This is a genomic window from Alteromonas sp. 009811495 (assembly GCF_028865455.1).
In the GTDB taxonomy this organism is placed as follows: Bacteria; Pseudomonadota; Gammaproteobacteria; order Enterobacterales; family Alteromonadaceae; genus Alteromonas.
This window is the reverse complement of record NZ_CP113972.1, coordinates 2,762,537-2,787,211: the sequence shown is the minus strand read 5'-3', so window position 1 is coordinate 2,787,211 and position 24,675 is coordinate 2,762,537. Positions and strand designations below refer to the sequence as shown.

Here is a 24,675-nt window from a genome sequence, read left to right as displayed (position 1 = left end):
ATGTTACATTATCTAATTACCAGTTTTAAACGCTGGCAAAGTGCATTGTGTGCACAGCAAGTACATCATTATTCAGGTGCAGGGCTATGCGTTTTTGTCACTCTGCTTACCGCTTTTTCTGTCAGTGCCTATGCGCAAGACGATAACGCGGAAACCGAGGCTGCGTTTGCCAATTATGTTTCGGCTTTAAAGAGTGAGGCTGCTACCAAAGGCTTTGACCCTGCTATTGTAAACGCCGCATTTGCAGACATTCGTTTTCGTCCCACTGTGGTGAAATCAGACAAGAATCAGCCTGAACGAAAAATTACCTTAGACAGTTATCTTGCTACCCGTGTGCCGGATTGGAAGGTTAATCAAGCTGTCACACTTTATCGTGAAAACAAAACACTGCTCGATAACATAGCTAAAGACTATGGCGTACAAGCTCGCTTTATCGTGGCCTTATGGGGTAATGAATCTAACTTCGGCAAAATTCAGGGCAACTACAGCGTATTATCAGCCCTTGCGTCACTGGCATTTGAAGGTAGAAGAGAAAAGCTTTTCAAAGACAACTTCTTTGCAGCACTGAAAATACTTAATGAGGGCCATGCCGATGTGACTGCTTTTAAAGGGTCGTGGGCGGGCGCGATGGGGCAAACACAGTTTATGCCTGTGTCTTTTCTCAACTATGCTGTCGATTATGACGGTGACGGCAAAAAGGATATTTGGCAAACGAAAGCTGATGTATTTGCCTCAATTGCGAATTATCTTTCGTCAGAGGGCTGGAATGATCAAGGCACCTGGGGACGGCAGGTCAAACTGACTCGACCGGTAAAAATATCAGGCCTGTCAAAAGCAAATATGAAACCCTTGTCATTTTGGCGCGACCAGGGAGTAACGCGATACGATGGTCGAGATTTACCCAATGCCGATGTCAATGCGTCACTCATTATGCCCGATGGTGAGAATGGCCGGGTGTACTTGGTTTACGACAATTTTCATACACTCATGAAGTGGAATCGTTCTTCTTACTTTGGTGTGTCAGTGGGCTATCTTTCTGAGCGTATAAAGCGAGGTTATTAATGACTTATCAACATATTGACCATCACGGTAAGCCTATTGCACTTCCAGTAAACAAGGTGGTGTGCATTGGTAGAAATTATCTCGACCACATCAATGAGATGAACTCGACAATTTCAGAAGCACCGTTGTTGTTTATGAAGCCAAAAGCGGCAATGTGTAATATTGCAAACGACATCGCTATTCCTACTACACTAGGTCCTTGCCATAACGAACTTGAAGTATCGGTGCTACTGAAAAAAGGGCTGAAAAACGCCAGTGAGCAAGAAGCTGCTGAAGCCATTTGGGGTATAGGCTTAGGCCTTGACTTAACGCTTCGCGAGATACAAGGGGCACTTAAAAAAGATGGTCAGCCTTGGGAGAGAGCAAAATCGTTTGACAATAGTGCTCCATTGTCTCAATTCATTCCAATTGATGCGTTTGGTGATTTGGACGACCTTAAGTTTACACTTACGATAAATAACGAAGTGCGTCAAAGTGGGCATACAGCATTAATGCTACACAAAATTATCCCGTTAATCGCTCATATGTCGACTATATTTACGTTAGATGCTGGTGATGTTGTACTCACCGGCACACCCAAAGGCGTTGGTCCACTGTTTGAAGGTGACATTGTGTCTATCTCATTACATGACCATTTTACTCTAGAAACAAAGGTAGCCGGGGAATGACGACCGCTTTTTGGGAAACTAAATCATTAGAAGAAATGACTCAAAGCGAATGGGAGTCTTTGTGTGATGGCTGTGCAAAATGCTGTCTTCACAAGTTCATTGATGATGAAAGCGCAGAAGATTATTCGCCTACCGATCACATTAATACTAATGAACAAATTCATTACACCAACATTGTATGTTCATACCTGAATACCAAAAAGTGCGAGTGTACTCAATATGCTAAGCGTACAGAGCTTGTGCCAGACTGCGTAAAGCTAACAAAAGACAATCTGAAAGATATCTTCTTTATGCCCCCCAGTTGTGCTTACAGACGGTTACACGAGGGAAGAGGGTTACCCTCATGGCACCCGCTTTTGAACAAAGGGAAAAAGCACGCTATGCATGCAGCGGGCATGTCGGTGCGCAACAAGACGGTATTTGAAACTGATGTCGACTTAAATGATTTTGAAGATTACATTGCAATTTGGCCGCTTGAAGACTTGGATTAGTCTTGCATTAAACGCTATTTTTAGTCGTTGACGATAGCGTAGAGTAGGGCATCTCTGCCGAAAACACGTTTACGGCAGAGTCCTTCTTTATTGCCGCCAATACGTTCAGCAACCCGAATGCTCGCCTTGTTATTAGGCTCAACAAAGCATTCTAAACGGTGTAAGTTCATCTGAGAGAATGCGAGCTTCTTTAGAGCTTCGCAAATAGCGGTTGCTAAACCTCTACCACATGCATCAGGCCTAAGCCAGTAGCCAAGGTTTGCAGTTAGGTGGGTGTGGTTGATGTAATTAATAATCCCCATCCCCAAACACTTTTCATCGTGCATAAGAAGGTAGGTCAAGCCATAACCCGTGTCCCGCGCCTTTTCCATATTGTCGATACATTGCTTTGCCAACGCTGGAGTCACCGGACAAGTCGATGCACCAAACCAAGGTTTGACGTGGTGAATAGAGTGTTGACCAGCTTCACACAACGCATTGCAATGCTTGTGTGCAATGCGTTGGATAGTGACAGGCCCTTGCTCAGTGTGAATGGGCGGGAGCCTAGAAGGAAGTATGGATAGGTCAATCAAAAGGGTTTCTTATCCAACAAGCGGCTGCAAAAAACAACAACGAAAACGACAAAGTAGGCCGCAAAGATAATTTGCATCCACTCAGCCATGCCCATTGATAAAAATTGCCAACTGTCTTCTAGGCAGTCACCTTCAGCGGCAAATACAGCAGGTATCCATTCGTGAAGCTGTAACCAAGACGGAAAATTCGGCACAATTTCGCAGGTAGCAAAAAATGGATTGGCTGCGTTTAAAATACCGATATGCTCTTTAGCAATTAAAAAGCCCCATGCACTAGACACTGCCCAACCTGCAAAGCCCACCATACGAGTGAGTCCATTGTTTTTAATCAAAACAACAAGTGCAGATATAACAATGCCATACATTGCCGTACGCTGATAAATACACATAATACAAGGCTTAAGCCCCATACCATATTGAAAATACAGCGCGGCTATTTCGAGGGCCAGCGAGGTGGCGAAAAGCACAAGCCACGATGACTTATGCTCTGCCCACTGACTAATATTGTGAATAAGTGAACGCATGACTTAGTGGCTTACCGTACCAGTGCCAACATCTGTCACACTGTGATGTTCAATCAAGTGCATGTCGTATAACCATTGCGTTGCATCTGCCAGACCAAGGTAAGTTGCAAGCAAACCTACAATTGTAAGTACAATAGTGTAGGGTAATGCCATCATTACCATCTTGCCGTAAGACAAACGAAGCAAAGGCGCTATTGCCGAGGTTAACAGGAATAGGAATGCGGCTTGTCCATTTGGTGTTGCTACACTTGGTAAGTTAGTACCCGTGTTAATGGCAACGGCAAGCATATCATATTGGTCACGGGTGATTTGCCCAGACTGTAGAGCAGCAGTGACTTCTGTAATGTACACTGAGCCTACAAACACGTTGTCACTTACCATAGAGAGCACACCGTTTGCGAGGTAGAACATTACCATTTGTGTTTCGCCCTCGAACGACAGTACCCAGTGTATAACTGGTTGGAACAATCCTTGGTCGATAATAACTGCAACCACGCCAAAGAATACGCACAACAGGGCTGTAAACGGTAGGGCCTCTTCAAATGCTTTGCCAAGGGCGTGCTCTTCAATTACACCACTCATTGAGGTGGCAAGAACGATAACTGATAAGCCGATAAGGCCCACTGATGCCATATGGGTCGCTAGACCAACAATCAACCACACGCCAATCAGTGCCTGAACAACAAGCTTAGCGGATTCGCGCTTGCTGCGCCCTTTGTCCATGTGGTCGTTGTAATCTACAAGAATCTGACGCACTGCAGAAGGCAGCTTGGCGCCGTAAGAGAATAGACCGGTTTTTTCAAGCACTACGGTGGTCAGTAGTCCACAAATAAAAACCGGAAGCGTTACCGGGGCCATGCGGATGAAAAACTCAACAAAGTTCCAGCCTGCTTTATCGGCGATAATAAGGTTTTGTGGTTCACCTACCATTGTCATTACGCCGCCCAGTGCTGTACCAACAGCTGAGTGCATCATTAGGTTACGCAGAAACGCCCTAAAATCTTCCAAATCGTGGCTGCCAAGCTCATCGTCGCTGGTGTGGTCATGGTCAGAGTGAAATTCTTTGCCCGACGCGACCTTGTGGTAAATTGAGTAAAAACCCAAGCCCACGCTGATGATTACTGCAACTACCGTTAATGCGTCGAGAAACGCTGATAGGAACGCTGAGGCAAAAATAAATGAAAGCGACAATACCAGTTTATTTTGCACCTTGATCACAAGCTTTGTGAAAAGGTACATCAACAGGTCTTTCATGAAGTAGATGCCAGCCACCATGAAGACTAGGAGTAAAAGTACTTCAAGGTTGACTTCGATTTCGTGCATCATATGTCCCGGCGATGTCATACCGATGAACATGGCTTCAATCAGTAACAAACCTCCAGGCTGTAAGGGGTAACACTTAAGTGCCATAGCCAGCGTGAATATGAACTGAATAACAAGCGTCCAGCCTGCAATGTAAGGGTCCACCATAAAGAGGACGGGGTTTACAATGAGAAAGGCAATAATCGTTTTTTTATACCAGTCGGGCGCGTGTCCCAGGAAGTTCTTATAGATCGCCGCGATCATTGAGGTTTGCATGAGTTCCTGTTCCTTTTACAACAAAGCGCACGTTTTTGCGCACTTTCATACTGTGTAGTTCCGGGTATTGCATACATAAACTGCTGTTAGCGAAAGAGGTTCTCACTCGCTTTGCGGTTTTGCTGCTGTCATTATAGTCGGAAATTAAGCGTACATGATATTAACGCCTTGAGAAAGCAAATCACAGACCCCACCCTGTGAAAGTCACTGAATATTTATCGATTTTTCCTTGATGTTTATTATTTAAATTCAAAATAGAACAATGTTGCTGGTTTTGTGAGCAGCGGTTTGTTCTTTTGCTCCTGCTAGCGGTCATTTTTTAATAAGTTGTTAAAAGCTTTACTGGACGCGGCATATTTCAGTGTGATAATAAATGAGCATCTGGTACAATCAGTTACAAAATAACAATAACGTGCAGGCGATTAGTTATGATTTATAAGGCTCAGAGTCCAGCTGGATTCGCCGAAGAATATATTGTTGAATCAATTTGGAGTGGACGTTTTCCACCAGGCACGATTTTGCCTGCAGAAAGAGAACTTTCTGAGCTTATCGGTGTGACAAGAACCACACTACGAGAAGTGCTTCAGCGTTTAGCGCGCGACGGTTGGTTAACAATTCAGCACGGTAAACCCACCAAAGTGAATAACTTTTGGGAAACGTGTGGTTTGAACATTCTTGAGACACTAGCTCGACTCGATCAAGAGGGTATTCCTGAGTTAGTTGATAATTTGTTAGCAGCTAGAACGAATCTTAGTGCCGTGTTTATCAGAGGTGCGATCCGTAACAACCCTCAAGAGTCAGCAGAGATTATTGCTCGATACAAAAACGTTGAGCAAGAAGGTTTAGCATTTGCTCAATTTGACTATCAAATGTCGCATGACCTTGCATTAGCTTCTAACAATAATGTGTTTGTATTGATGATGAATGGCTTTAGAGGTTTGTATTCGCGAATTGGTGGCTTTTTCTTCTCTTATCAACAAGCCCGTGACGTTGCAAATAAGTACTACGCAGACTTATTAGAAGTCGCTGAAAAAGGTGAGTACGACCGCGTGCCGGTTGTTGTGAGAAAATACGGTATTGAAAGTGGTAAGGTGTGGCAAGAAATTCGAGATGAAATGCCAAAAGACTTAGTAGACTAAGTCAGTACTCATCGCCCTCAATAAACAAAAGCGCCGTTAAGGCGCTTTTTTGTTACTTGAGTTATAGAAGCAGAGCCTCAGTCAAATATCTTGTAACACTTTTCACATACTTTGCCCCGTGCGCAATCACATAGCGTGTAGACCAAAAATTCCAATTGGATATACTCAATAGGTTGATAAAAACAAACCTTACAATTGGGAATAAGAATGAAATATGTATGGATTGCACTAGCTGCAGGTGGCCTATTATCGGGTTGCAGTGCCGATAGCGAGGTAGCAAAAACGCCGATGGAAAAACCACAAAGTACGGCATCTAGCGTAGTATTGAATACGCAAGCGCAAGCGCAAGCGCCGGTCGCCAAAAAAGTACCTTACGAGATGACAGCGCACGGCGTCACACGAACCGATAACTACTATTGGATGCGCGATGATTCGCGCACCGATGAAGCCATCCTAGGTCATCTAGAGAAAGAGAATGACTATGTTGAAACGGTATTAGCACCGCTTAAAGAAACCCGTGAAAAGCTGTATGAAGAATTAGTAGCGCGTATCGAAAAAGATGACTCTACTGTTCCGGCTTTTTCAAATGGCTATTGGTATTACACGAGCTTCTCAGGCGAGAACGAATACCCAATTTATTTGCGCAAACCGTCGTTAGATGCTCAGCCTGAAGTGTTGCTAAACGCGAATGTTATGTCTGAAGGGCATGAATATTTCAGCATTGGTGACTATGAAGTTAGTACGAATAACAATCTTATTGCTTACTCGGTAGATACCTTGAGTCGTCGCATTTACACCATCAACATCAAGAACCTAAAAACAGGTGAAATGCTTGCTGATGAGCTAGAAGGTACGTCGGGACAAGTGGTGTGGGCGAATGACAATCAACACCTTTTTTATGTGAAAAAAGATCCACAAACGCTTCTGGGCTATCAAGTTTATCGCCACAAGCTGGGTTCACAGCAAAGTGAAGACGTGTTGATGTATGAAGAAACTGACCCTACGTTTTACACCTTTATCGGGAAAAGTAAGGATCATGAAGACATCTACATTTACCACAGCAACACTGATAAGAAAGGCGTAACACTGATTGACGCAAACGAACCTACAAGCGGTACAAATGTCTTTCTACCGCTTCAAGACGGTCAAGAATACAGTGTTGAAAAGTTAGGTAATGCTTACTTCGTATTAACGAATATTGATGCAAAGAACTTTAAGGTAATGAAAGCTCCAGCTGACGCTACCGATGATGTTTCAAAATGGGAAGAGGTGGTTGCGCACCGCCCAGATGTATTTGTTCAAGACATTGAAGTGATGAACAACCATTTGGTTGTAAAAGAAAAAGAGAACGGCATGTTGCGTCTTGTGGTTCATAACTTAACTACGGGCGAGCAAAAAGTTTTACCTACACAAGATCCCATTTACGGCGCATTTTTTACAGGTAACACACAGATAGATACCAACAAGCTGCGTCTTTACTACAGTTCTTTGACCACGCCAGCGTCTATCATTGACGTAAACCTTGATACCTTCGAAACTGAAGTTATGAAGCAAACGAAAGTATCTGAGACATTTTCATCTGCTGATTATGCGTCTGAGCGCGTTATGATTGAAGCGCGCGATGGTACTGAAGTCCCTGTTTCGTTGGTATACCGCAAAAGCCAGTTTAAGAAAGACGGTACGAATCCACTTTATCAATATGCCTATGGTTCTTACGGCGCAACTATTGACCCCACTTTCAGAAGTAGCTGGATTTCGTTGTTAGACAGAGGATTCGTTGTGGCTATCGCACACATTCGCGGCGGTCAGATGATGGGTAGAGAGTGGTATGAAGACGGTAAAATGGATAACAAAGTGAATACTTTCACCGACTTCATTGATGTAACCAAAGGCCTAGTTGCAAAAAATTATGCTGACGAGTCACGTGTTTTTGCTATGGGCGGAAGCGCTGGTGGTCTACTAATGGGGGCTATCGTCAATATGGAACCAGAGCTCTATAGAGGTGTAAGTGCACACGTCCCATTTGTTGATGTGGTCACTACTATGAGTGACGCCTCTATTCCTCTAACTACTGGTGAGTATACCGAATGGGGAAATCCAGCCAATAAAGCTGAATTTGAATACATGTTGTCATACTCACCTTACGACCAAGTAGAGGCGAAAGCATACCCCAACATGCTTGTTACAACAGGTCTACATGACTCACAAGTGCAGTACTTTGAGCCAATGAAGTGGGTGGCGAAGCTAAGAGAAATGAAAACAGATGACAACCTCCTGCTTTTCAAAACTGACATGGAGGCTGGTCACGGAGGCGCTTCGGGTCGCTTTAAGCGCTTTGAGTCTACCGCTTTAGAGTACGCATTTGTACTGCATTTAGCAGGAGTTTCACTGTAGCGAATACGATGTTTGCTAGAGCGTAAAACCTCACATCAATACAAAAGCCCGACATTATTTCGGGCTTTTTTTATTTTTTTTAGTTTTTAGTATGCGGTTTCTAATTGTTGAGCGTAAATTGAACTCATGGTGTTGAAGATACACTCACATTTAGCATTCATAGGAGCTGAAAATGACTACTACAGATACAATTAAAGGCAAAATCAACGAAGCTGAAGAAATGGCTCGTAAAATTTGGTTAGCGGGTCTTGGCGCTTATGGAAAAAGCGTAGAAGAGGCACAAGGTCGTTACGAAAAGCTTAGCGAAGAAGCGAGCAAAATGTTCGACGAACTTGTAAGCAAAGGTGAAACACTAGAAGACGATGCACGCAGCAAGTTCAAGTCTACTACTAATGATGTTGAAAACCGTGTTGCTGACGTTCGTAAAAAGCTTGGTTTAGACTCAGAGCCAGCTGACCAGCGTATCGAAGAGCTATCTGCAAAAATTGATGCACTAACTGAAGCGGTAGCTAAATTAGCTGCAAGCAAGTAAACGTTAGCTTGTAGCGAGTTTACAACAACTGCGCTAGTGACATCATATAGCACATCAACACTTGGTGTGTTGGGACTAGGGCCAAAAACGATACACGTTTGGCCCTTGACCATTCCTACAAAAATCTCCTCACAAGGAGGCATCATGACAAACAAAAATACGCCAACGACGACAAATACCGGCGAAACCGTGACAGAGAATCCTCTCGTTACGATTAACGGTACTTCATCCTCTTCATTAAAATCGTCACCGCTCTTCGGATGGTTGTTCGCAGGTTCTGACTTGCTTTCAGCAAAACTAGACCAAGCCGCTGGCATGGTGAGTCAAAAAATAGACGACACACATGAAACTATTATGGCGATGCAAGCAAAGGGCATGGAAGTGGAAAGTGAATTGAAACGCACACTTAATCCGTTTTCGCTCGTTGATACCGCGCAAAAGCTTGTTACCGCCAATCCGATATTTAGCGTACTTTCGGGTGGTCAAAAAAGGCAGCAAAAAGAGCAACAACTCGCGTTGCTAAATGCAAAAGTAGATTTATTGGTCGAGCAAGTGGCATTACTTGCGGCGAAAGAAGCGGCGGCTAAGGTCGAGAAGTCAACGACAAAAGAAGAAGCGCCGAAAGCGCCTGCTACAAAGCGTGCACCGGCTAAAGCCAAGACGACAACTCGCACAAGGGCGACGGCAGCCAAAGCGGCAACGCCTAAAGCGAGCACAAAAGCAGCTGCGTCGAAAGCGTCTACTAGTACATCTACAACAAAGCGAAAAGCACCCGCAGCTAAAGCGGCGCCGTCAACAACTGCTACAACAAAAACGTCAAAAAGTGCTGACACTAAGACGGTTTCAAAGGACGGTGAAGACAATTAATGCGTTAGCCTAGCTAGCTTAATGAGTAAAAAGCAAACAGAGGTTTGCTTTTTTTATTTATTCTTCGCCCAAATGTTTTGGTGGTTTTTAAAACTGAAGAAGTCGTAAGGTTCCCAATAGCTAGGAACAAGATCGTCGAGTGCATCGGGTGTGAAATCGCTGGAGAGTTCTCTCATGATCTCCATTAGCCGCTCCTTACCAATACGCATTAACTTTTTTCTGTTTGCGGGGAAATATAAGTTGCGGCTTTTAGGGACAACTTCATTGCTTCCACTGGAGATATACGTCAAATTTCGAGTAACCACTCTACACAAAGGTTCAGCAGGGTTGGACGGGTTCAGCCCTGTCACAACGGCGCATTCATACTGATCTTTCTCTTGGTCATTTTCGTTGGTAGGAATGAAGGTAATGCCAAAGCCTTGTGGAAAATAGCCAACAATATTCAAAAAGTCTTCAGCAAGCTGTTTGTTCAAGCTGCCTTTTTTGGCCAGTTGCTCAATGAGCATATATCCCTTGGGCAAGCTTAGTCTAGAGTAGTCAGACTTTGTGGAAAACACGATTGAGGCGTAAATCTGCGGTATTTTAATGACTTCCCCTAAACCTGTTTTGGATATGAAGGCATCTTTAACCAGCTGAAGTATAAATGCGTTAGCGTCGCGGTGAGTTTGCACAAACTTATCGCGTTCTAACCGGTCATTACCTACATATTTAGGCAGCCCCAAGCCTTCAGATAAATACTTTAGCGTGTGGTGATAATTAAGTTTAAGTAAATCTTTTCGTTGAGATTCTTCTAAAAGTCTAAATTCATCTTCATCGCCATTATCGCCTTTTAAAATGCGCAATGCAGCAGGGCATTGTAATCCGATATCCTGTAACAGCGAGGCCGTAATTAACGGAACGCCTAACTCAACTTTCCATTTCTCGCGCCAGTATTTATCGTTTTGAAAACGCGCCGACGACTCACGATACTTAGACAAATACTTATGCGCGATAGTGTCGTGCTCTAGTAATTTGTCAACGAGTCTTAGCGTAAGTACTGCTTTGTAAATTGGCTTGAATCTTTGATGGATACGCGGCGATTTACGACCAGAACCTGGCGTCAACAACATAAGCGTACCCAAAAGTTTACCACTTAAATGCTGAGTTTCTTGCCAGTTTTCACCTTCGCACAGTTCAATAAGTTTTTCGCTGACTTGTTGTAAGCGCTCTAGGCGAGATAACCGTTCTTCTTCTAGTTTTTCTCGGTTGTTTTTGATTTGGTCAGCAAGCTGCTCAGCCAGTGTTTCTTTATTTTTTTGCGCTTTAATTTTGTCGAGTTGCGCAACGAGGTCAAGAGTATGCTTTTCAAGCGACGGAGTAAGGCTAAAATAATGATTAGCATCCTCAAAAACAGAGCCGTAGCCTATTTCGTGAGGATAAACCATGTTTATCAGTTGTTTTACGTGCTGTGTGTAAATGCTGTCGGGGTTTGGGCTTTTTGCGCTCACCGTCGTCCTTACCAATCTAACTGGGCGTTACCGTTTAGTTCTAGCATTCTTACGATAACTAGGGGCGATGAGTTTGCTTTTTGGGCTAACGAACAAGGTGTCCTAATTCCACCGCCTCGCGTTTTTTCAATTGTGCCAGATGATACCTCAAATTTTCACTTATTTTGGTATTTCTTTTTATAACGTGCAGTTGTGGCCACGAAGCGCGTTCACCACTCGCTATGAGTTGTTGAATACTTTGTAAAGTTGGGTTCGATAAAACCTGTGACAAGTTTCTAATTTGTCGCTTAGGGAGTATGTTGATATTGCCAACATATTGCTGATCAATAATAGAGCGTACTTTATGGATTGCCAATTTTGCCGCTTTATTTCCTGTTAAGCGTTCAATGATATCTATGGCAAAAATGCTATTAGTCTTAGCAAGTTGACCAATGTGGCGTGCAGACATATCCCACAAGGAATTAGGATCAATGCGATTAGATGAAATAAACGGAACCGCAAGCGGGTTAGTTTGACTCACAATGCTATGGTTAACGCCGTAAAGCCTTGCGAGACGCTCGAATGGTAAGTCTGCCATAAGTGAACCATCTGCGAAGCGCCTGTTCGGAATGTAAGGCACCACCTCACCACTTAGTGTCTTTGCACGTAATTGAACTGGGCTAAAAATAATTGGCACGGCGCACGAGGCGCGAACCGCTTGGGTAATAATAGCATTTGGCGATGTTTTAGCATTGAGCAAACGCGAATGTTGATGAAGGTCGGCAGGTGATACCGTGATGGTGATGTGGCGGCCCGTCTTTTTAAAGGCCTCCTCGAAGGTGGTTAAGTCGAACAGTTCGATAAGTGCGTTCTCTAGCACTGAACTGTCGAATAAACTCTTTTTGCCGAGCCCTGCAAAACTGCGCCAGTGTTTAAAGGTTTCATAAATAAATTCGGCGCTTAACGACTCAAGTAATTCGTCGTGATCGCGCGTGCCAAGCATAGCGGCAATAATAGAACCCGCACTTGCCCCTGACACTACAGTGGGCAGTAAATTTTTCTCGTTAAGCGATTTCACCACGCCGGCGTGAAAAAAGCCAAGGCCTGCGCCGCCTGATAGCATTAGACAACTGCGACCAAACGCATGAGCTGTTTCTTCAAAGAATGATAGCTTTTCGTAGAAATCGACGTCGTTTTCGTCGGCGTGATAAATTTGCTCTAGCGCAGTGATAACCTCATCAATAAACTGCTCTATCAGGTATTTCGTACCGATTTTGCACTTACTAATTAGTACGGGGTTGGCGATATTGCCCAGATTGCCATGGAGCCCTTCGTGAAGAATTGACATAAGCGCATGTATGTCTCCTTTGCCGCGGGCTAGCTGCAAACGTTGAACACGCTTTCTAATTAATTTGTAATCGTAGTCGTCGCTGGCATCTTTCGCTTTCCATTCTTCGGCACCAGAAAGGGCATCATGTGCAAGACACGCTGCTTCGTATTCATCACTACTACTAGCATGCTCAATGTCATGTTCTAGTTTTTTTAAACGCAAATCGAATACTGCCATGGCAACTACCTATTCAGTTTGAAAGACTGAGCAACGCGCTTTTTAACCAGCAGACACGCTACTTTTACGTCAACATAGTTCAGTGTAAGTCTGAATTTTAGAATCTACTACCTAGAAAATCAGAATTTGTTGAGTGTGTATATATTCCACTTTTTAGCCGCACATTCACTTGTTTTCAATCAACAATTAGCACTAAATGTCACTTTTACATTGACCAAATCCTATGCACTCAGTAGCCTGAGAAAGAAAATAATAAATCGGACCACTTACTCGCAGTATGGAATGGAATTTTGAAACGCTCACTCTGCTATCTATCCCGCTGATAAGCGCCATAGTAGGCTGGCTAACAAACTATTTAGCGGTAAAAATGATGTTTTACCCTATAGAGTTTGTTGGCATTAAACCTATATTTGGATGGCAGGGACTAATACCCGCCAAACGCCGCCAAATGGCAGAGATTGAAGTTGAATTGGTGTTGGGTAAGCTGCTAAGCGTTGAAGAATTAGCACAGCGTTTAGACCCCGACGAGCTCACTAAGGCAATGGAGCGTCGCTTAAGCCAAGTGATAAGAAAAGTCGTCAATAATGTGATGGCTGAGTCTGCCCCTCAGTTGTGGGCTGCGTTGCCTGTGCAAGGCAAAAATTTGGTATACCAGCGAATCGAGAATGACATACCTAATGTGGTTCACAAAATGGTGGACGACTTTCAACATAACGTGTCTGAAATCTTAGATATTAAAGAGCTTGTTGTTGAACAACTGGTTAATTCTCCTGAACTGATTAATGAAATCTTTTTGACCGCCGGCAGCAAAGAATTTCCGTTTATCGTTCGCTCGGGTTTTTATTTTGGTTTTCTGTTTGGTTTGCCAACCATGCTGTTGTGGTATTTCTATCAGGCATGGTGGATATTGCCTTTAGGGGGGCTTCTGGTGGGGTACGCGACCAATTGGATAGCCATCAAAATTATCTTTGAGCCGAAGCGCCCCAGAAAACTCGGCCCTATGACCATACAAGGTATGTTTTTAAAACGGCAAAAGGAAGTGTCTGAGGTCTATTCATCAATTATCGAAGAAAAACTGATTACCCCTAAAAACATTACTAATATTATTTTACATGGCTCTGGTTCAGCACAACTGCTTGAGCTTATTGAGCTGCATGTCAACGATGCCATCGAGCGATACGTTGCCATAGCGCAGCCGTACTTTGCCCTTGGGGTCGGGTCGGAAAATTACCATAAAATGAAAGCATTAGCCGTGCAGCAAATCTTTGACAATTCAGACAAGTACCTTATGTATGCGTTTGACTATGCCAATGGTGCTTTGCACGTAGGTCAAGACTTGAGCGAGCGCATGCAGGCACTTTCTGCTGAAGAGTTTGAAGGCGTACTGCGCCCAGCTTACCAGCAAGATGAATGGAAGCTCATTGTAACAGGTGCAATATTGGGCATGGTGGCAGGCTTCGCGCAGTTGTACTTTGTTTTTATGTGATAGTTATTAGTCGTGCATCCAAACGAGATAAATTAGCGGTACGATTGGATGAATAAACACAAGTAAAAAAGCCTCCTATGAGGTGCAATAGGTGTTGAATTTGTATATATGAAAACCGCACAAAGGATTTTATTGACGGCTCTTACCCTGTTTAACGAACATGGTGAGAATACCGTAACCAGTGTTGATATTGCCGTTGAGCTGGACATCAGTCCAGGCAATTTATATTACCACTTTAAGGGCAAGGATAGCCTTGTGACAGCACTAATGAAAATGCACGAACAGCAAATGCAAAAGCTGCTTGTGAAAGACAAGCTCGATACCTTGCACGCTGAAGATATCATGTATTACCTGTATTTGCTGGTGGATAGTATTCATGTGTTTAGGTTCTTTTATCGCAGTCCAGCAGATTTGGTTGAGAAATACCCCTCAATTATTCGCTCCCGCAAAAACATTCTATCGAGTTTACGCTCGCAGCTTACTTACCTTTTCGATTCGCTTCGCCTGCGTGAAGTATTACTAGCGAACAAATCCGACAATGCGTTACTTGTCGATTTGGTGTCACTCATAATTACGCAATCATGTCAGTTTGATGAGCTCAATAGTCATATGGAAGACACGCTTCAGAAGTACCATGCGCTTTCATTGATGATGGTAGCCATTTTGCCGAGGTTAGCGTTAAGTGACGATGAAAAGCTGAAGTTGGAGCAAACGCTCAACTCGCACGATTTTGTAAAAGATTTCAAAACCCAGTCGCCCCTCGACTTTGCTTAAAGGAATAATGATGGCAAAAACGCTCAGTTTCTTAGATAAGTCCTTTTGGATAACCGAGTCTGATGAGAATCCAAAACACGTTGCATGTTTGCAGCTACTTGCCATGCCGAAAGGGGCCAAAAGCACTGAATACGTACCTGAACTCTTTCAGGAGATTCGCGGATTTGCTCGGGCGACTTCACCGTTTAACTGCGCGGTAAAAACGGTTCTCGGTTATCCAGTAGGCTTCGTTCCGGTAAAAAAATTGAACATGGACTACCATGTTCAGATACATAAGGTGGCTGATGTGACAAACCGCGAGGCATTAGATGCGTTCGTTGCACGTTTGCACGCTTCACGCCTTGACCCTGACAAGCCGCTCTGGCAGTACCACTTTATCTTCGACGAAAACAGCGACACATTTGCCATTTATGCGCGGGTTCATCATATGTATGGCGATGGTGCGACCTTAGTGCGGTGGTTTCAATCAGGCTATGTGCCACATTCTCACGACACCAAGTTTACGCCTGTATGGGCCGTTAAACGCCTAAGGCATAAAAAGCGCGACCCAGTCAGCTTTTATAAACGTTTGGTGGGCGTGGGATATGCGCTAAAAACCGTGCTTGATTTGTGTATTATCTTTTTGCGCATATTCATGAAACTTCTAAGAGTTAACCCTCACTATATGCCTATTCCCTTTACCGGCACGAAAACGGTGCTCACGGGTCAAGTTAAAGCGGGCAGGGCTGTCGCTACTATGGACTTAGACTTTACTCGCGTAAAACAGTTAGCCCGTCGTACGCGCTCAACTGCCAACGAAGTGCTGCTTTGCGCGTTTGATATTGGGGTGCACAAGTTGTTGCAAGACCATGGACAAGTGTTCAAAAAAGCCCTATTTACCAACATGCCTATTAACTTAAGAAAACCTGGCGAGAAAACCACAGGCAATAAAATTGCCATTGTGCCTGTGCAGTTAGCCCATGGCGAAACCGACCCGTATCTGCGTTTGCGACAAATAGTGGTAAATCACCGTATAGTGAAACACGCAGCGCAACACGCAAGGCCTGCTGCGTTTAGTGGCTATACTATTGCCATTCAGTCATTGGCCCTTGTATTTGAGTGGCTTAGGCTATCAAGTGTGGTTAAGCCTATCGCCAATATTCTGATATCTAATGTACCAGGGCCTAAAGACACCCGTTACTTAAAAGATGCAGAGTTACTTGCATGTTATCCCATTTCAACGATGACGCCCGGAGGCGGTGTTAACATTACCCTTATGACCTATGCTGGCACGGCTAATGTAGGTTTAGTGTGTTGTAATAAGAATATTGAGTCTTTGCAGCCTCTAGCCAAATACGTTAGTGAAGCATTCGATATGCTTGAAGCTAGTGTTGATGATCCTCGATTAAATATAGAGGACATTGGTGAGCAAGTAGAGGTGATGCCGGTATCTATTGTGAGTGATCATTAAGGTAAAAACGAAGCACGTTATCTTCAACGCGCACGTTTTTACCCAGGCGCGCAAACAAGACTTCTCGCCATTGGGTATCTCGCATACGGTGGCTTAAATCGTCTTGAGTGAGCTGTCGTGTAATGGCGTTATCTATTTGTGGTTTGTGGTAATCAAGAATTGCTTGTTTTGACCCTGAAAGATAAAGCTTTAAATACTCTGAAGCCATATCTGACGTGCCTGCCGTAAACAACGAAAGGGCAGAGCGCAAAGGTTTGCCCAACAGCGAGTTTAAGCTTTTTGGAAAAAACTTAGATAACAGAAATTGCGTATCACGAATAAACGCATAGTCGTCGTTAATTAACGTGAGCGTGTCCGTGGTTAAATTGGTGAGGTACAGGGTTTCAGCATTAGCGTCGTAGTGCGGAGTAGCACTTAATGCAAATACAATGTGGGCGCGATAAATAGTGCTTGCAGCCACTTCAATATGAACGGCAGCTAAGCATTGCAACCCAACGCGATTGGCGGCGTTATCCAGAGTCACTTTGCCTTCAAGTACATTTACTGTACCTACGCCAACTGGAATATCGAAAGTGAATTGGTAAGGAAAGGCATCTTCGATGAGTGCTTGAAGCTCAGGTCGGGTAAAGTCGTCGTGATTGAGTTTTCCAAATTTTACCAACCATGTGGCGATAAAGAGTGTTATGCGGTCTTTAAGCGTTAATTGCGTTGTTATCATAGTTATTTTGACCGCTGTCCGTCACGAGGTTGTATATAAGATGGTAAGTTGAAACGTTACCAATGTACTACATAAGAGCTACATAAGAGCACGTATACTTAATAGTTCATTTTTTTGAACGTATAGCTTCTAAATTACCAAGATTATTAGATTTTTTAAAACTTACAATATAAAACTTTTCTCGCTGTAGTGTTATTTGGTAATCTGGTCGTACCACAACATTTTATTAACAAGTTGATGCCCTAAGTATATCACTACTATTTAGTGGCAAGGAGTAAGCGTAATGAGTGAAGTACTAAATAAATACGATTACATCATCGTAGGCGGCGGCTCAGCTGGCGCAGTACTTGCCACGCGACTATCTGAGAATCCAGCGCTAGATATTCTGCTTCTTGAGGCTGGTTCAAAAGACACCAACCCGTTTATTCATATTCCCTTTGGCCTATCATTGCTAAGCCGCTTTGAAGGTATTGGGTGGGGTTATCATACCGCACCACAAAAAGAGATGTATGACCGTGAGCTGTTCTGGCCGCGTGGAAAAACCCTTGGCGGTAGTAGTTCCGTTAACGCTATGTGTTACATACGGGGTCAAAAAGAAGACTATGACCGATGGGCAAATGAAGAAGGGGCGACGGGATGGTCATTTGATGAAGTCTTGCCGTACTTTAAGCGTGCTGAAAATTTCGAAGAAGGCGCTGATGAATATCATGGTACAGGTGGCCCTTTAAATGTCAGCAAATTACGCCATACCAGTGTGCTGTCAGATGCCTTTGTGAATTCAGCGTCGTTTGCAGGGTACCGACAACTTGATGATTTCAACAGAGATGACCGGGAAGGGCTGGGCTATTACCACGTAACTCAGGTTAACGGTCAGCGTTGTTCAACTGCAAAAGGGTATTTGACCCAAGCTAAACATCGCAACAACTTAACGGTACTTACCAAGGTAGCCGCTGAAAAAGTTCTGCTGAAAGAAGGTAGGGCAATTGGTGTTCAGGTAAGAGAAAAAGGCGCTGTTAACCGCTATTTTGCCAAAAGCGAAGTGATATTGTGCGGAGGCGCTATCAATTCACCGCAACTTTTAATGCTATCTGGCATTGGTCCACGTGCCGAATTAGAAGAAAAGGGGATCTTTGTACAACAAGATTTGCCGGGCGTAGGCCAAAACTTACAAGACCATCTAGACGCGATTGTCCAATACACCTGTAAAGCCCGCGAAGGGTACGCAGTTGCAGCGGGTGCACTACCGTCTTATGTTAAGGCTACGGCTGATTATGCCTTTAAGCGCAAAGGTATATTCTCGTCAAACATTGCCGAGTCTGGCGGGTTTGTGAGTTCTAGTCTTGCAACACAGGGACCAGATATTCAGTTCCATTTCTTGCCCGCTATTTTAAATGATCACGGGCGACAACTGGCCTTTGGGTATGGATACGGGTTACACGTGTGCTGCTTGTACCCCAAAAGTCGCGGCACAATTTCGCTGCAGAGTAACCATCCTGCAGATCAAGCTTTGATTGACCCTAATTACCTTTCTGCTGAGGAAGATCAGCAGGTAATGATTGAAGGTGTGAGAATTGCCCGAAAGTTACTTTCAGCGCCAGATTTTGAGAAATTTGGTGGCAGTGAACTGTATCCCGGTGAAGACGCGCAAACCGATGAAGAGATTCTCGACTTTTTGCGAGAGCGTGCAGAGACGATTTATCACCCCATAGGCACATGCAAAATGGGCAGCAGTGATGATCCAATGGCGGTTGTGGATAATCAATTAAATGTGCGAGGCGTAAAAGGGCTTCGTGTAGTGGATGCCTCTGTCATGCCAAGCTTGATTGGTGGCAACACCAACGCGCCTACCATCATGATTGCTGAGCGCGCCGCTGAATTTATTAAAGCGGCACACGAAGGGCAACCAATACCCATCGCAAGCTAAGGTGTGAAAAACTCACTGCAAAAAGCGCTAGGGTTTTTGCATAAACAGATCGGCGGCACAGTCACACATTTCTTCAATGTGACTGTTGTCGGCGTAAATACCATCTATAAGAAGTCGCGCAATACCGTGTAACGTGCCCCAGGTTACCTGGGCCAATCGCAAGGCATCTTTATTATCTGGTAACAAGCCTTTTTCTTGCCAGTAGCGTGTCATGGTGACCTGGAATTGAAAGCACGGAAAAGCCACCTCTTTTAAATCATCTGTCGCAGCGTTGTTGCGCCAGATGGTGCGACCAAACATCAATTCGTACATTTCAGGATTATCTGCCGCATACCCGACATATTCGTGTACAAACTCTCTAAAACGCGCCTGTGGTGTTTTGTCTTCTTGTTCAAAAATGCGTTTTGCAGCGTTATGCCAATCACTAAAGCCTTTGGCGGCTATTGCGCTTAGCAAAGCACTTTTGTCTTTAAAGTGATGATAAGGCGCCGTGCGTGAAACGCCTGCATCTTCAGCAAGCTTTCTTAATGAAAGACTGTCTACGCCTTGGTGTGCAAGGCGCTTTGTTGCAACCTCTAGAAGGGTGCTGCGCAAATCACCGTGGTGATAAGTTTGTACTGCTGATGCCATAAGTAAACACGAATTCCGAAAACATTGACTACACTATTGAGTCCACAGGCAGTGTTGAGACTACCCTAGGTGCACGGACAATGCCTTTTAAAAAGCACAAGGTCAATACACCGCAGTCCTATACCTTACTTTTTATCTTGACACTGTCAACATAGCCTTTTATCTTGACGCTGTCTAGTTTGCAAAATTGTTAATAGGAATTCGCCATGGAGACAGCGCAAACCATGAATTACTCTACGTTAGAGATTAAAACCGAAGGTCATATTGCCCATATTGTGTTAAACCGCCCAGATGCGATGAACAGTATGACCCCTGCTTTTTGGACCGAATTACCAGCTGCGGTGCGTGCCATTGACGAAGCCGCCGAGGCAAGAGTTATTGTGATTTCCTCTACAGGAAAGCATTTCTCGGCGGGTATGGATTTATCTGTCTTTTTGAATATGAAAGAGGACTTCAAAGGCGATCCCTCACGTCGCGCGGAGCGCATGCGCCGCATGGTTATGCTGCTTCAAGATAGCTTTACTGCCATAGAGCAAGCGCGTATGCCCGTTATCGGTGCTGTACAAGGTGGTGCAATTGGCGGTGCGGTAGATTTACTGAGCGCTTGCGATATGCGCTACTGCACTAATGATGCGTTCTTTACAATCAAAGAGACTCAGCTCGGTATGACCGCGGATGTAGGGACGTTACAACGCCTTCCAAAGCTTATTCCAATCGGCATCGTAAAAGAATTAGCGTACACCGGGCGCAACTTTGGTGCGCAGGAAGCGCAGCAACTGGGTTTTGTTAATCGCGTCTTTGACGACCAAGCTAGCATGCTTGAAGAAGTCATGACCATTGCTAAGCAAATAGCGGCAAATTCGCCACTCGCCGTATCGGGTACCAAAACCATGATTAACTACGCGGTAGAGCACACCGTGGCGGAAAGTCTCAATTACATGGCGACATGGCAAGCGGGTATGTTTCAAATGGAAGACGTATTTAAGGCCATGGAAGCACAAAAGACAAAAGTGCTACCCGACTACCCGCCGCTACATGGCGCGGTAAAGAAAATGAATTCATAACAATAAATATTAACGTCGTCGCGTTAAAGCGACATCAATTTTAAAAATACAACGTTATAAAATTATCAGGTATTTCTCATGAACCAGACCGTTACTGACCACTCTGTTTATCCGCATTTATTTCGTCCACTCGATCTTGGTTTTACGACGCTAAAAAATCGCGTGTTAATGGGCTCTATGCACACAGGCTTAGAAGAATTGCCAGACGGCCATAAGCGAATGGCGGCATTTTATGGTGAACGTGCCAGAGGTGGTGTAGGCCTTATCGTTACTGGTGGTATCGGCCCAAATGAAGAAGGCGCTACGCATCCTTCTACATTTCGATTAGACACCGACGAAGCAGTAAAAAATCATAAAGAGGTGACCGACGCCGTGCATATTGCTGGCGGCAAAATTTGCATGCAAATACTGCATACCGGTCGTTATGCGTACAGCCCAAAACTGGTTGCACCATCAGCAGTGCAAGCGCCGATAAATCCATTTAAGCCTAAAGCACTTGAAGCGGACGAGATTGAAAAGCAAATAAAAGATTTCATTACTGCAGCGACTCAAGCGCAGCGCGCGGGTTACGACGGCGTGGAGATCATGGGCTCAGAAGGGTACTTCCTAAACCAGTTTATTGCTAAGCGCACCAACCACCGTGATGATGAATGGGGTGGCGAATATGAAAACCGTATTCGACTGCCTATCGAAGTGGTTCGCCGTGTACGCGAAGCAGTAGGTAAAAACTTTATCATTATTTATCGTCTATCTATGCTGGACTTGGTAGAAGGTGGCTCAACCTATGAAGAAGTGGTTCAGTTAGGTAAAGAGATTGAGCAAGCGGGTGCAACTATTATCAACACGGGTATTGGTTGGCATGAAGCGCGAATTCCTACTATTGCGACCAAGGTGCCTCGCGCGGCCTTTACATGGGTAACGGCGAAATTTAGAGAAGCACTGTCTATCCCCGTAATTACGTCTAATCGTATTAACACGCCAGAGGTGGCTGAAGAAGTACTTGCCCGCGGTGATGCAGATATGGTTTCAATGGCGCGCCCTTTCTTGGCAGACCCAGAGTTTGTGCGCAAAGCGCAGCAAAACAAAGCAGATGAAATTAACACGTGTATTGGTTGTAACCAAGCCTGCTTAGACCACGTATTTAACGGCAAAATGACAAGCTGTTTGGTTAATCCTCGCGCCTGTCATGAGTTAGAAATTAACATTAAGCCTGCTGAAACGAAAAAGCGTGTTGCGGTTGTCGGTGCAGGACCTGCTGGACTAGCCGCAGCAGTGACTTCAGCACAGCGAGGCCATGACGTTGTTGTTTATGATGCAGCCAGTGAAATTGGTGGCCAATTTAATGTGGCTAAACAAATTCCAGGTAAAGAAGAGTTTTATGAGACGCTGCGTTATTTTGCCCGTCAGATAGAGCTTCACAAAAATATTACGCTTAAGCTTAATACCTATGTCGATGCCGCTGCGCTAAATGATGAAGGGTTTGACGAGGTTATGGTTGCAACAGGCATTAAACCACGTACGCCTGCTATCGAAGGTATCGAGCACGAAAAAGTACTGACTTACCTTGATGTATTAAAAGACAAAAAGCCGGTAGGCAACAAAGTAGCTATTATTGGCGCTGGTGGCATAGGGTTTGATACCGCTGAGTATTTATCTCACGGAAAAGAAACGCCAAGCCAAGATATTCCTGCGTTTATGAAAGAGTGGGGTATTGATATGACATTCTCTGCTCGCGCGGGAATTGAAGGTGTTAAACCGCAGCCAGAACCATCGCCACGAGAGATTTTCTTGTTACAGCGTAAATCTTCAAAAGTAGGCGCTGGGCTTGGTAAAACAACCGGATGGGCGCACCGCGCAGGGTTATTGGCGAAAGGCGTTACTATGATCCCAGGCGTGTCTTACGACAAGATTGATGATGAAGGCTTACATATTACGGTAGAGGGCAATAGCCAAGTGTTGCCGGTAGACAACATTATAATTTGCGCGGGTCAAGAGCCAATGCGAGACATTGTCGAAGGCCTTAACATGCCATATCACTTGATAGGTGGGGCTGACGAAGCACTAGAGCTTGATGCTAAGCGCGCTATCGATCAAGGCACGCGCGTATGTGCTGAAGTCTAACGTGTAAAGTAATCTAAAAAGTACAAAAGTAAAAAGCGCTTCGTTATGAAGCGCTTTTTTTTATCTTTTCGACAGCCAAAGTTCACTCGATTGTGGCCTAATGGAAAAGTCGAATTCGCCCAATACATTCATTCCTAGTAAACCATCGGTGTCAGGTAATGCCGCTTCTGGTAAAACAATGGCTGAAACGTTTTCAAATTCATAACCTGCAAAGTAAAAACGCGGTATTTGCACTAAGGGGGCTTCAATGGTGCCTGATGCCGTTCCAACATTAAAATTACCTAGAAAGGTAAGCCTGCGCGTACGGCCTAGTCGCGCGTACAACCTTGACGAAATTGCGGTTGTCGTAGCGCCTGTATCTAAAATCATCACCGCTTTCTGATTCAGCGCTTTTGCCTGAACACGGTACTGGTCACCTACGCGATTAAGTGCAATGCGTTTTTCACTACCTTGCATGGGTGGCGTTTCAAAAGACGACGCTTGTTCAGGCTCTTGATTATTGGTGGCATAGGCTAAATCTCGAATGGCCTCTGCTTGAGCGTCAAAGCTAGGTAACGCAGCAAGCGCGTCTTCCATCAGCGTAAGTTTTTGTTGATGAGCGTAAGCCTCGGCCAGATTAAGCGCAAAAAGACGGACATCAGGTAAACGTTGGAACAAAGGCTCATTGAGCATGGCCACAAGCTCCCACTGGGCTTCTTTACTTAACTGCGCTTGGGCTTGTTGGTACAGCTGTGTCACTTTTGATCTTATGTCTTCTTGAGATTCAGGTGAAAGGGGAAGCTCCAGTAGGTCGTAGTAGTGAACCAATGCCGTCGGTAGCGGTTTGGTGAGCTTGATAAGCTCAGCTTCCATTAGCAATAGCGATTCGTCAAAAGGGTAGGCTTTTAGCTGTTCTGTTAAGTATTGAGACAACTGTTCGTAGTCGCCGTTATTGAGCAGCGTTAGCATCCATTGCTTTTCATTCATTTGTCTTGTCGTTGTGGCTACGTCTGTTTGCCAACTCGTTTCACCACTATTGTTGTTTACTTCTCGAGGTATCGCCGGAGCGGTGCTATTTTTGGTATGCTTTGAGGTGGGTAAACGCGAGATACTGTCACTTTGATTTAATGCCAACCATAAATAAACGTTAAGCCCAAGTGATAGCACCAAAAGACCGATAAGTAGCACTGCCAGCGTGGTCCTCATTAAGGCTGCTCCGCATGGATACAAGCCTTGCCATAGGCCTCTGTAAATTGTGCAGGCATACGCTTGGGGGCGCCCGTATCCAAACTTACACATACAAATGTAGTAACCGCGTCAAACACGGTTTTCATACGCTTGGGGCAAATAAATTGAAACTGCCGTTTAAGGGTTAGTTTTGAATCACAGTGCACAATCCACGTTGCACAATATAAGCTATCGCCTAAATGGGTGGGCAAGTGATAATTCAGTTCGTGGCGCTTAATCACCATGCCGCGATTAAGTGATTGGTAGTCTGAAAAATGAAGGCCGAGTGCGTTTGAATGAGCCCACGCGAGTTTTTCAAGTTGCGTTAAATAGGCCACATTATTCACGTGCTGATAGTGATCAATATGGGTCTCATCTATATGCCACTGCTCAATAAATGGCGCATCATGCATCCAAGGTAACGCTAGGTCGGTCAATGTGA

General features: G+C 44.5%; 22 protein-coding genes. 13 read left to right on the top strand and 9 right to left on the bottom strand.

Annotation, left to right across the window (positions count from 1 at the left end):
• The 3 genes from OZ660_RS12715 to OZ660_RS12705 are packed head-to-tail and all read left to right on the top strand — an operon-like array spanning window position 1 to window position 2,221.
• Window positions 1–1,062 (top strand): lytic murein transglycosylase, encoded by a 1,062-nt coding sequence (locus OZ660_RS12715; protein ID WP_274741159.1) that lies wholly within the window; start codon window positions 1–3, stop codon window positions 1,060–1,062.
• Entirely contained in the window at window positions 1,062–1,730 is a 669-nt protein-coding gene (locus OZ660_RS12710; protein WP_274741158.1) for a fumarylacetoacetate hydrolase family protein, read from the top strand. The genes OZ660_RS12715 and OZ660_RS12710 overlap by 1 nt, the downstream gene beginning before the upstream one ends.
• A complete protein-coding gene (locus OZ660_RS12705) occupies window positions 1,727–2,221 on the top strand; it encodes a YcgN family cysteine cluster protein (RefSeq protein WP_159626267.1) in 495 nt (164 codons plus the stop codon). Before OZ660_RS12710 ends, OZ660_RS12705 begins: the two co-directional genes overlap by 4 nt.
• A gap of 20 nt (window positions 2,222–2,241) precedes the next feature.
• Here OZ660_RS12705 and OZ660_RS12700 read toward each other — a convergent pair whose 3' ends face one another.
• The 3 genes from OZ660_RS12700 to nhaB are packed head-to-tail and all read right to left on the bottom strand — an operon-like array spanning window position 2,242 to window position 4,895.
• Window positions 2,242–2,793, bottom strand: a complete 552-nt coding sequence (locus OZ660_RS12700) for a GNAT family N-acetyltransferase (RefSeq protein ID WP_159626266.1) — start codon at window positions 2,791–2,793, stop codon at window positions 2,242–2,244.
• Entirely contained in the window at window positions 2,790–3,317 is a 528-nt protein-coding gene (gene dsbB / locus OZ660_RS12695; RefSeq protein WP_159626264.1) for a disulfide bond formation protein DsbB, read from the bottom strand. The genes OZ660_RS12700 and dsbB overlap by 4 nt, the downstream gene beginning before the upstream one ends.
• Window positions 3,318–3,320: 3 nt before the next feature.
• A complete protein-coding gene (nhaB, locus tag OZ660_RS12690; protein WP_274741157.1) occupies window positions 3,321–4,895 on the bottom strand; it encodes a sodium/proton antiporter NhaB in 1,575 nt (524 codons plus the stop codon).
• 428 nt (window positions 4,896–5,323) lie between these two features.
• Between nhaB and fadR the strand changes: the two genes are divergently transcribed.
• From fadR to OZ660_RS12670, 4 genes are all read left to right on the top strand, one after another.
• Entirely contained in the window at window positions 5,324–6,034 is a 711-nt protein-coding gene (fadR, locus tag OZ660_RS12685; RefSeq protein WP_159626260.1) for a fatty acid metabolism transcriptional regulator FadR, read from the top strand.
• 207 nt (window positions 6,035–6,241) lie between these two features.
• Window positions 6,242–8,428 carry a S9 family peptidase gene (locus tag OZ660_RS12680; RefSeq protein ID WP_274741156.1) on the top strand — a complete coding sequence of 729 codons (2,187 nt, stop codon included), beginning with the start codon at window positions 6,242–6,244 and terminating at the stop codon, window positions 8,426–8,428.
• 172 nt (window positions 8,429–8,600) lie between these two features.
• Window positions 8,601–8,960: a phasin-related domain-containing protein gene (locus OZ660_RS12675; RefSeq protein WP_159626257.1), complete on the top strand. Its 360-nt coding sequence runs from the start codon at window positions 8,601–8,603 to the stop codon at window positions 8,958–8,960.
• A gap of 144 nt (window positions 8,961–9,104) precedes the next feature.
• A complete protein-coding gene (locus tag OZ660_RS12670; RefSeq protein ID WP_274741155.1) occupies window positions 9,105–9,827 on the top strand; it encodes a hypothetical protein in 723 nt (240 codons plus the stop codon).
• 53 nt (window positions 9,828–9,880) lie between these two features.
• Here OZ660_RS12670 and OZ660_RS12665 read toward each other — a convergent pair whose 3' ends face one another.
• Together OZ660_RS12665 and OZ660_RS12660 are read right to left on the bottom strand one after the other, a co-directional pair.
• The gene (locus tag OZ660_RS12665) at window positions 9,881–11,314 is read right to left on the bottom strand and encodes a hypothetical protein (RefSeq protein WP_274741154.1); all 1,434 of its coding nucleotides are present in this window, start codon (window positions 11,312–11,314) and stop codon (window positions 9,881–9,883) included.
• An 85-nt stretch (window positions 11,315–11,399) separates the two neighbouring features.
• Window positions 11,400–12,860 carry a DUF3336 domain-containing protein gene (locus OZ660_RS12660; RefSeq protein WP_274741153.1) on the bottom strand — a complete coding sequence of 487 codons (1,461 nt, stop codon included), beginning with the start codon at window positions 12,858–12,860 and terminating at the stop codon, window positions 11,400–11,402.
• 277 nt (window positions 12,861–13,137) lie between these two features.
• Between OZ660_RS12660 and OZ660_RS12655 the strand changes: the two genes are divergently transcribed.
• The 3 genes from OZ660_RS12655 (at window position 13,138) to OZ660_RS12645 (ending at window position 16,570) form a co-directional block, all read left to right on the top strand.
• Window positions 13,138–14,346: a DUF445 domain-containing protein gene (locus OZ660_RS12655; RefSeq protein WP_202261914.1), complete on the top strand. Its 1,209-nt coding sequence runs from the start codon at window positions 13,138–13,140 to the stop codon at window positions 14,344–14,346.
• Between the two features lie 108 nt (window positions 14,347–14,454).
• Entirely contained in the window at window positions 14,455–15,120 is a 666-nt protein-coding gene (locus OZ660_RS12650; RefSeq protein WP_274741152.1) for a TetR/AcrR family transcriptional regulator, read from the top strand.
• A gap of 10 nt (window positions 15,121–15,130) precedes the next feature.
• On the top strand, window positions 15,131–16,570 hold the full coding sequence (locus tag OZ660_RS12645; RefSeq protein ID WP_274741151.1) for a wax ester/triacylglycerol synthase domain-containing protein: 1,440 nt from the start codon (window positions 15,131–15,133) through the stop codon (window positions 16,568–16,570).
• On the opposite strand, the gene OZ660_RS12640 is transcribed toward OZ660_RS12645, so the two are convergent.
• Window positions 16,551–17,288: a DUF1439 domain-containing protein gene (locus tag OZ660_RS12640; protein ID WP_274741150.1), complete on the bottom strand. Its 738-nt coding sequence runs from the start codon at window positions 17,286–17,288 to the stop codon at window positions 16,551–16,553. The two genes, OZ660_RS12645 and OZ660_RS12640, sit on opposite strands and share 20 nt — an antisense overlap.
• A gap of 283 nt (window positions 17,289–17,571) precedes the next feature.
• Here OZ660_RS12640 and OZ660_RS12635 point away from each other — a divergent pair, with 283 nt between their 5' ends.
• Window positions 17,572–19,212 (top strand): GMC family oxidoreductase, encoded by a 1,641-nt coding sequence (locus OZ660_RS12635; protein WP_274741149.1) that lies wholly within the window; start codon window positions 17,572–17,574, stop codon window positions 19,210–19,212.
• A 27-nt stretch (window positions 19,213–19,239) separates the two neighbouring features.
• Here OZ660_RS12635 and OZ660_RS12630 read toward each other — a convergent pair whose 3' ends face one another.
• A complete protein-coding gene (locus OZ660_RS12630; RefSeq protein ID WP_202261910.1) occupies window positions 19,240–19,842 on the bottom strand; it encodes a TetR/AcrR family transcriptional regulator in 603 nt (200 codons plus the stop codon).
• A gap of 224 nt (window positions 19,843–20,066) precedes the next feature.
• On the opposite strand from OZ660_RS12630, the gene OZ660_RS12625 reads away from it, so the two are divergent.
• Both OZ660_RS12625 and OZ660_RS12620 read left to right on the top strand, forming a co-directional pair.
• The gene (locus tag OZ660_RS12625) at window positions 20,067–20,906 is read left to right on the top strand and encodes a crotonase/enoyl-CoA hydratase family protein (RefSeq protein WP_274743457.1); all 840 of its coding nucleotides are present in this window, start codon (window positions 20,067–20,069) and stop codon (window positions 20,904–20,906) included.
• Window positions 20,907–20,984: 78 nt separating this feature from the next.
• Window positions 20,985–23,027, top strand: a complete 2,043-nt coding sequence (locus OZ660_RS12620; RefSeq protein WP_274741148.1) for an NADPH-dependent 2,4-dienoyl-CoA reductase — start codon at window positions 20,985–20,987, stop codon at window positions 23,025–23,027.
• A 60-nt stretch (window positions 23,028–23,087) separates the two neighbouring features.
• On the opposite strand, the gene OZ660_RS12615 is transcribed toward OZ660_RS12620, so the two are convergent.
• The gene (locus OZ660_RS12615) at window positions 23,088–24,212 is read right to left on the bottom strand and encodes a retropepsin-like aspartic protease family protein (protein ID WP_274741147.1); all 1,125 of its coding nucleotides are present in this window, start codon (window positions 24,210–24,212) and stop codon (window positions 23,088–23,090) included.
• Window positions 24,212–24,646, bottom strand: coding sequence for an acyl-CoA thioesterase (locus tag OZ660_RS12610; protein WP_274743456.1), 435 nt, complete (start codon window positions 24,644–24,646; stop codon window positions 24,212–24,214). The genes OZ660_RS12615 and OZ660_RS12610 overlap by 1 nt, the downstream gene beginning before the upstream one ends.
• Window positions 24,647–24,675 lie beyond the last annotated feature (29 nt).

Coding starts and splice junctions, on each gene's coding strand:
- OZ660_RS12715 (WP_274741159.1), top strand. CDS start 1: ATGTTACATTATCTAATTACCAGTTTTAAACGCTGGCAAAGTGCATTG.
- OZ660_RS12710 (WP_274741158.1), top strand. CDS start 1,062: ATGACTTATCAACATATTGACCATCACGGTAAGCCTATTGCACTTCCA.
- OZ660_RS12705 (WP_159626267.1), top strand. CDS start 1,727: ATGACGACCGCTTTTTGGGAAACTAAATCATTAGAAGAAATGACTCAA.
- dsbB (WP_159626264.1), bottom strand. CDS start 3,317: ATGCGTTCACTTATTCACAATATTAGTCAGTGGGCAGAGCATAAGTCA.
- nhaB (WP_274741157.1), bottom strand. CDS start 4,895: ATGCAAACCTCAATGATCGCGGCGATCTATAAGAACTTCCTGGGACAC.
- fadR (WP_159626260.1), top strand. CDS start 5,324: ATGATTTATAAGGCTCAGAGTCCAGCTGGATTCGCCGAAGAATATATT.
- OZ660_RS12680 (WP_274741156.1), top strand. CDS start 6,242: ATGAAATATGTATGGATTGCACTAGCTGCAGGTGGCCTATTATCGGGT.
- OZ660_RS12675 (WP_159626257.1), top strand. CDS start 8,601: ATGACTACTACAGATACAATTAAAGGCAAAATCAACGAAGCTGAAGAA.
- OZ660_RS12670 (WP_274741155.1), top strand. CDS start 9,105: ATGACAAACAAAAATACGCCAACGACGACAAATACCGGCGAAACCGTG.
- OZ660_RS12660 (WP_274741153.1), bottom strand. CDS start 12,860: ATGGCAGTATTCGATTTGCGTTTAAAAAAACTAGAACATGACATTGAG.
- OZ660_RS12655 (WP_202261914.1), top strand. CDS start 13,138: ATGGAATGGAATTTTGAAACGCTCACTCTGCTATCTATCCCGCTGATA.
- OZ660_RS12650 (WP_274741152.1), top strand. CDS start 14,455: ATGAAAACCGCACAAAGGATTTTATTGACGGCTCTTACCCTGTTTAAC.
- OZ660_RS12645 (WP_274741151.1), top strand. CDS start 15,131: ATGGCAAAAACGCTCAGTTTCTTAGATAAGTCCTTTTGGATAACCGAG.
- OZ660_RS12640 (WP_274741150.1), bottom strand. CDS start 17,288: ATGATAACAACGCAATTAACGCTTAAAGACCGCATAACACTCTTTATC.
- OZ660_RS12635 (WP_274741149.1), top strand. CDS start 17,572: ATGAGTGAAGTACTAAATAAATACGATTACATCATCGTAGGCGGCGGC.
- OZ660_RS12630 (WP_202261910.1), bottom strand. CDS start 19,842: ATGGCATCAGCAGTACAAACTTATCACCACGGTGATTTGCGCAGCACC.
- OZ660_RS12625 (WP_274743457.1), top strand. CDS start 20,067: ATGAATTACTCTACGTTAGAGATTAAAACCGAAGGTCATATTGCCCAT.
- OZ660_RS12620 (WP_274741148.1), top strand. CDS start 20,985: ATGAACCAGACCGTTACTGACCACTCTGTTTATCCGCATTTATTTCGT.
- OZ660_RS12615 (WP_274741147.1), bottom strand. CDS start 24,212: ATGAGGACCACGCTGGCAGTGCTACTTATCGGTCTTTTGGTGCTATCA.
- OZ660_RS12610 (WP_274743456.1), bottom strand. CDS start 24,646: ATGCATGATGCGCCATTTATTGAGCAGTGGCATATAGATGAGACCCAT.